The sequence below is a fragment of the Agromyces sp. P1_H4 genome (assembly GCF_056405255.1).
The window spans coordinates 1-6,003 of the sequence record NZ_JBFUCL010000237.1; the positions used below are offsets into that span (position 1 = coordinate 1).

The 6,003-nt window shown below is 72.8% G+C and carries 6 protein-coding genes and 1 pseudogene; 3 read left to right on the forward strand and 4 right to left on the reverse strand.

Translation table 11 applies throughout. From position 1 onward, the window contains the following. From AC1DY2_RS13815 to fdhD, 4 genes are all read right to left on the reverse strand, one after another. Positions 1–972, reverse strand: a 972-nt coding sequence (locus AC1DY2_RS13815; RefSeq protein ID WP_476762958.1) for an RNA polymerase sigma factor, incomplete at its 3' end; no start/stop codon positions are given. A 1-nt stretch (position 973) separates the two neighbouring features. Beyond that, complete coding sequence (locus AC1DY2_RS13820; protein ID WP_476762959.1) at positions 974–1,408, reverse strand: YciI family protein; 435 nt, start codon at positions 1,406–1,408, stop codon at positions 974–976. 154 nt (positions 1,409–1,562) lie between these two features. Further along, entirely contained in the window at positions 1,563–3,875 is a 2,313-nt protein-coding gene (locus AC1DY2_RS13825; RefSeq protein ID WP_476762960.1) for an FdhF/YdeP family oxidoreductase, read from the reverse strand. After that, on the reverse strand, positions 3,872–4,735 hold the full coding sequence (gene fdhD / locus AC1DY2_RS13830) for a formate dehydrogenase accessory sulfurtransferase FdhD (protein ID WP_476762961.1): 864 nt from the start codon (positions 4,733–4,735) through the stop codon (positions 3,872–3,874). Before fdhD ends, AC1DY2_RS13825 begins: the two co-directional genes overlap by 4 nt. Positions 4,736–4,781: 46 nt before the next feature. On the opposite strand from fdhD, the gene mobA reads away from it, so the two are divergent. The 3 genes and pseudogenes from mobA to AC1DY2_RS13845 form a co-directional block, all read left to right on the forward strand. Beyond that, on the forward strand, positions 4,782–5,456 hold the full coding sequence (gene mobA / locus AC1DY2_RS13835) for a molybdenum cofactor guanylyltransferase (protein WP_476762962.1): 675 nt from the start codon (positions 4,782–4,784) through the stop codon (positions 5,454–5,456). Continuing rightward, positions 5,453–5,725 (forward strand): DUF6457 domain-containing protein, encoded by a 273-nt coding sequence (locus AC1DY2_RS13840; protein ID WP_309976488.1) that lies wholly within the window; start codon positions 5,453–5,455, stop codon positions 5,723–5,725. The genes mobA and AC1DY2_RS13840 overlap by 4 nt, the downstream gene beginning before the upstream one ends. Continuing rightward, a pseudogene (locus AC1DY2_RS13845) lies at positions 5,722–6,003 on the forward strand (molybdopterin molybdotransferase MoeA); the annotation flags it as partial. The gene AC1DY2_RS13840 and the pseudogene AC1DY2_RS13845, both read left to right, overlap by 4 nt.

Consider the following 6,003-nt stretch of genomic DNA (forward strand, 5'->3'; position numbering starts at 1 on the left):
CTGCAGCCCGTACGAGGCGCGGCCGCGGCCGATCCGGTCGGCGCGCGCCAGGGCGGCGCGGCCGCGCTCGATCTGCGCCCGGTCCCAGCGGCTGCGGTCCTGCCGGTCGAGGGGGATCGGCGTACCGTCCCGTCCGACCCTGGCGCCGAAGCGGGACGCCTGGAACTCCATCAGCGCCACGAGTGCGTGCGCCTCGGGCTCCCGCGGCATGAGCTCGGCCACCATGCGCGCGAGCCGCAGCGCCTCGGCGGAGACATCCGGTCGCACCCAGTGCTCGCCCGCCGCCGGGAGGTACCCCTCGTTGAAGACGAGGTAGAGCACGCTCAGCACCGACCCGAGCCGCGCAGCGTACTCCTGCGGCTCGGGCACCTCGAACGGCACGTTGGCCGCGGCGAGGGTCTTCTTCGCCCGCACGATGCGCTGCTGGATCGTGGCGACCGGCACGAGGAACGCCCGCGCGATCTCCTCCGAGCTGAGGCCGCCGACGATGCGCAGCGTGAGCGCGATCTGCGCCTCGCGGGACAGCACTGGGTGGCACGCCACGAACACGAGGCGCAGCACGTCGTCGTCGATGGTGTCGGGGTCCCAGAAGGTTCCGGATGCCTCGCCGTCCTGCTGCTCGAGGTCGCGGGCCATCGCGGCGTACCGTTCGTCGAGTCGCTCGCGCCGACGCCACCCGTCGATCGCGCGGCGCTTCGCGACCGCCGTGAGCCACGCGCCGCCGTTGCGGGGCACGCCCTCGGACGGCCACTGCCGCAGCGCCTCGAGCATCGCCTCCTGGGCGAGGTCCTCGGCCTGGCCGACGTCGCCGACGAAGCGGGTGAGCGTGGCGACGATGCGCGCGGACTCGATGCGCCAGACGGCGGCCAGGGCGCGGCGGGCGTGGTCGGCGTCGGCCTCGGCGCCCGCCGCAGCGTCCGCCCCCACGCCATCCGCGGGACGCGCCGCGCCCGGGGCATCCGTCGCGCTCATGTCAGCTCGCCGTGCCCGCCGCCTTGGCCTCGGCCTCGGCGCGCCAGCCGGCCTCCTTCTGGATCCACTCGTTGTCCTGCGGGAAGTCCTCGAGCTCGTTCACCCGGCGCACTTCGAGTCGGGCGCCGGGGCCGAGCGGGCAGCGCTTCGCCCACTCGACGGCCTCCTCCTTGCTCGAGACGCCGATGATCCAGAAGCCGTTGAAGAGCTCCTTGGCCTCGGCGTACGGGCCGTCGGTGACGACCGGCGGGGTCGCGTCGAAGTCGACGACGAAGCCCTCCTTCGCGTCGGCGAGGCCCTCACCGGCGAGCAGCACGCCGGCCTTGATGAGCGACTCGTTGTACGCGCCCATCGCCGCGATGACCTCGGCGAAATCCATCTGCTCGTAGTTGGCGATGCCCTCGTCGTCGGCCCGCATGATCAGCATGTACTTCATGGTCGTCTCTCCTTCATCGTGTGGATCGTGGCTGGGCCGTGGTGCCCGCCTCACCCTTGCGTCGAACGGCCGTGGTGCCGGATCGACATCGGCGCGAAGTTTTTCTCCGACATGGTCGCACGCGCCCGCCATCGCGACGAGGACCGCGTCGAGCTCAGGATGCCGCGTGCGGCACGAGGCGCACGATGACGGCTTTCGACACGGGCGTGTTGCTCTCCTCCGCCGCGCTCTCGAGGGGCACGAGCACGTTCGCCTCGGGGTAGTACGCGGCCGCGCAGCCGCGGGCGGTCGGATACGCGACGATCCGCTGGTTGGGCAGCACCCGGTCGGCGTGCCCTCGCCACTCGCTGTGCACGTCGACCCGCTGGCCGTCGGCCAGCCCGAGCTCGGCGAGGTCGTCGGGGTTCACGAAGACGACGTCGCGTCCCTTCCGGATGCCGCGGTACCGGTCGTTGAGGCTGTAGATCGTCGTGTTGAACTGGTCGTGCGCCCGCAGCGTCTGCAGGATGAGCCGGCCCGGCGGCCGGTCGAGGTGCTCGAGCTCGTTGACGGTGAGCACCGCCCTGCCCGATGCGGTGTCGAAGCGGCGCTCGTCGCGCGGTCCGTTCGGCAGCACGAAGCCGTCCTTCCGCCGCACGTCCTCGTTGAACGACTCGAATCCCGGCACGACCCGCGAGATGCGGTCGCGGATGACGTCGTAGTCGTCCTCGAAGTCCTGCCAGGGCAGGTCAGGGCCGCCCGCGGGCTTGCGCTCGCCGCGGTCGCGCTCGCCGAGGGTCGCCCGCGCGAGCCGGCAGACGATCGCCACCTCCGAGAGCAGTCCCGGGGCCACGGGCGGGATCGCGCCGTGGCTCGCGTGCACCGCGCAGACGCTGTCCTCGACCGAGACGAACTGCGGATGCCCCTGCTGCAGGTCGACCTCGGTGCGGCCGAGCGTCGGCAGGATGAGCGCCTCCTCGCCGGTCACGACATGGGAGCGGTTGAGCTTCGTCGACACCTGCACGGTGAGCTTCGCGCCGCGCATGGCGGCCTCGGCGACGGCGGTGTCGGAGATGGCGCCGACGAAGTTCCCGCCGAGCGCGAAGAACACGTCGATCTCGCCGTCGCGCAGTCCCTGCACCGTGCGCAGGGCGTCGGCCCCGTGGGCGCGCGGCACCGGGAAGCCGAACTCGGCTTCGAGCGCCGAGAGGAACCGTTCGGGCATCCGCTCCCAGATGCCCATCGTGCGGTCGCCCTGCACGTTGCTGTGGCCGCGGATCGGCGAGGCGCCGGCACCGGGCTTGCCGATGTTGCCGCGCAGGAGCAGCAGGTTGACGATCTCCTTGATCGTCGGTACGGCCTTCTTGTGCTGGGTGAGCCCCATCGCCCAGGTGATGATGACGCGATCGGCGGCGAGGTACTCGGCGGCGAGGTCGTCGATCTCGTGCGAGGCGAGCCCGGTGGCCGCGAGCACGGCGGCCTCGTCGAGGTCGGCGAGGTGCGTGCGAAGCGCCTCGAGTCCGACGGTGTGCTCGGCCAGGAACGCGTGGTCGAGCACGGTGCCGGCCGCGGCGTCCTCGGCGTCGAGCACCCGCTTCGACACCGCCTGCAGCAGCGCCATGTCGCCGCCCGAGCGGATCTGCAGGAACCGGTCGGCGATGGCCGTGCCCTTCCCGACGATGCCGCGCACCCGCTGCGGGTTCTTGTAGCGGATGAGTCCCGCCTCGGGCAGCACGTTCACCGAGACGACCCGGCCGCCGTTGCGCTTCGTCTCCTCGAGCGCGGTGAGCATGCGAGGGTGGTTGGTGCCGGGATTCTGCCCCATCACGATGACGAGGTCGGCCTTGGCGAAGTCGTCGTACGCCACGGTGGACTTGCCGATCCCGATCGTCGCGGTGAGCGCCGTGCCCGTCGACTCGTGGCACATGTTCGAGCAGTCGGGCAGGTTGTTCGTGCCGAACGCCCGCACGAACAGCTGGTAGACGAAGGCCGCTTCGTTCGAGGTGCGGCCGCTCGTGTAGAACGCCGCTCGGTCGGGGGAGTCGAGCGCGTTGAGGCGGTCGGCGATGAGGCGGAACGCGGCATCCCACGAGATCGGCTCGTAGTGATCGGATGCCGCGGGCTTGTGGACCGGCTCGGTGAGCCGGCCCTGCTGGCCCAGCCAGTACTCGTCCTTCTCGAGGAGCGAGGTGAGCGAGTGCTCGGCCCAGAACGAGGTGGGAACGGTGATCGGCGTCGCCTCCCAGGTCGTGGCCTTCATGCCGTTCTCGCAGAACTCGAGCACGTTGCGGTGGCCGGGATCGGGCCACGCGCAGCTCATGCAGTCGAATCCGTTCTTCTGGTTGATGGCGAGCGCGAGCCGGGCCGTGCGCGCCGGCCCCATGGCGGCGAGCGCCGGTTCCATCGAGTGCAGGATGCCGGGCACGCCGACCGCCCACTGCTTGGCCGGGTGCACCTCGAGGTCGGGGTACGGCTCGCGCTCGCTCACGCGGCGCCTCCCTTGACCCCGACGACGGCCGCGCTGACCGGCTCCGCGATGCGCTCGTCGCCCGCGTAGACCACCATCGAGTCGCCGCGGAGGAACCCGACGAGCGTCAGCCCGGCGTCCTTCGCCTGCTCGACCGCGAGCGACGACGGCGCCGAGACCGCCGCCAGCACCGGGATGCCGGCCATCGACGCCTTCTGCGCGAGCTCGAAGCTCGTGCGGCCCGACACCTGCAGCACCATGCCGCGCAGGGGCAGCAGGCCCTCGCGGGCGGCCCAGCCGATGACCTTGTCGACCGCGTTGTGCCGTCCGACGTCTTCACGGAGCACCAGCAGCTCGCCGGTGCGGCCGTCGAACAGCGCAGCGGCGTGCAGCCCGCCGGTCTTCTCGAAGGCGTCCTGCCCGGCGCGGAGCCGCTCCGGGAAGGTGACGAGGAGTGCCGGGTCCACGCGCAGGTCGTCGTCGATGGGATGGGCCGATCGGGTGCGCACCGCCTCGATGCTCGCCTTGCCGCACACCCCGCACGAGCTCGTCATGTACGTGCTGCGCCGGGTCGAGGCGTCCGGAGCCGCGACGCCCGGCGCGAGCGTCAGGTCGAGCACGTTGTAGGTGTTCTCGCCGTCGGGCCCCGCGCAGTGGATGGCGGCCGCGACCTGGTCGCCGCGCGCGATGACGCCCTCGGAGWCGAGGAAGCCGACGGCGAGGTCGACGTCGTGCCCGGGCGTGCGCATCGTGACGGCGAGGGGTTCGCGGCCGATCCGGATCTCGAGGGGCTCCTCGACGGCCAGGAGGTCCTCCCGGCGCGAGGTCGGCCCGCCCACCGTGATGCGTGTGACCCGCGTCCTCGTCGTGATCCTGCCCATGCGTCCTGCCTATCACGGACGGCCGTGCGCGGGATGGGTTCGTTCCGTGACGCGCGCCCGTTCGGCCGCGACGGATGCGCTCTACAGTGAAGCCGTGCTGGTCGTGGATGCGGTGATCCTCATGGGCGGTCGCGCGACCCGACTCGACGGCGTCGCGAAGGGCGACCTGCGCGTCGGCGGGCGCACCCTGCTCGAGCGGGTGGTGGACGCGGCGTCGGTTGCCAGGAACCGCGTCGTCGTCGGGGAGCCCGGGGCATCCGTGCTGCCGACCGGCGTGCGAGTCGTGCGGGRGGAGCCGCGGTTCGGCGGTCCCGCGGCGGCGGTCGCCGCGGGCGTGGCGGCGTTGCCGACGGATGCCGATGCCGTGCTGCTCCTCGCCGGGGACCAGCCGTTCGTGGCCGAAGCCGTGCCGCTCCTGCTGGCGGCGCTCGACGACGACAGCGCGCACGAGAACGTGCACGACGGCGTGCGAGCGGTGGATGCCGCGGGGCGGGCGCAGCACCTCACGAGCGTCATCCGCCGGTCGGCCCTGGTCGCCGCGGTCACGGCGGCAGGCGATGCCGGTGCCGGTGCTGCTGCCTCGCTCGACGGCGTGGCGATGCGCCGGCTGCTCGAACCGCTGCGGCTGCTCGACGTCGAGGTGCCCGAGGCTGCCACCATGGATGTCGACACGTGGGCCGACGCGAAGGCGGTCGGCGCGACGGGAGGAGAGGGATCATGAGCGTCTCCGACGAGGAGTTCGACCGGGTGCTCGAGGCGTGGGCCGAGAAGGTGCGCGCCGAGCTCGCCATTCCCGATGCGCCGCTCGACCTCCAGCAGGTGCTCGGGGTCGCCGGCGTGGCCGCGCACGCGGTGATGCGCCCGGCCGCCCCGATCACGACCTACCTGGCCGGGTACGCGGCCGGCGTGGCCGCAGCCGGCGGTGCCGACCCCGAGGCCGCGGCTCGCGACGTGCTCGACCGCGTGCGCCGTCTCGCCGCCGCCAAGTGAGCCGAGGAGTCGACTGGCGGCAGGCCAGGGCCGCCGCCGCCCGCGCGGCACCGACGGCTCGCGCCGAGCTCGTCGGACTCGCCGACGCCCTGGGACGCGTGCTCGCCGAGGATGTGCACACGCCGATCCCGCTGCCGCACTATGCCTCGTCGGCGATGGACGGCTGGGCCGTGGCCGGCACGCCGCCGTGGCGGATCGTCGACCGCCCTGAGCCTGGGCCGGGGGAGGCGGTCGCGATCGTGACCGGCGGCCTCGTGCCCGCCGGTGCCGAGGCGATC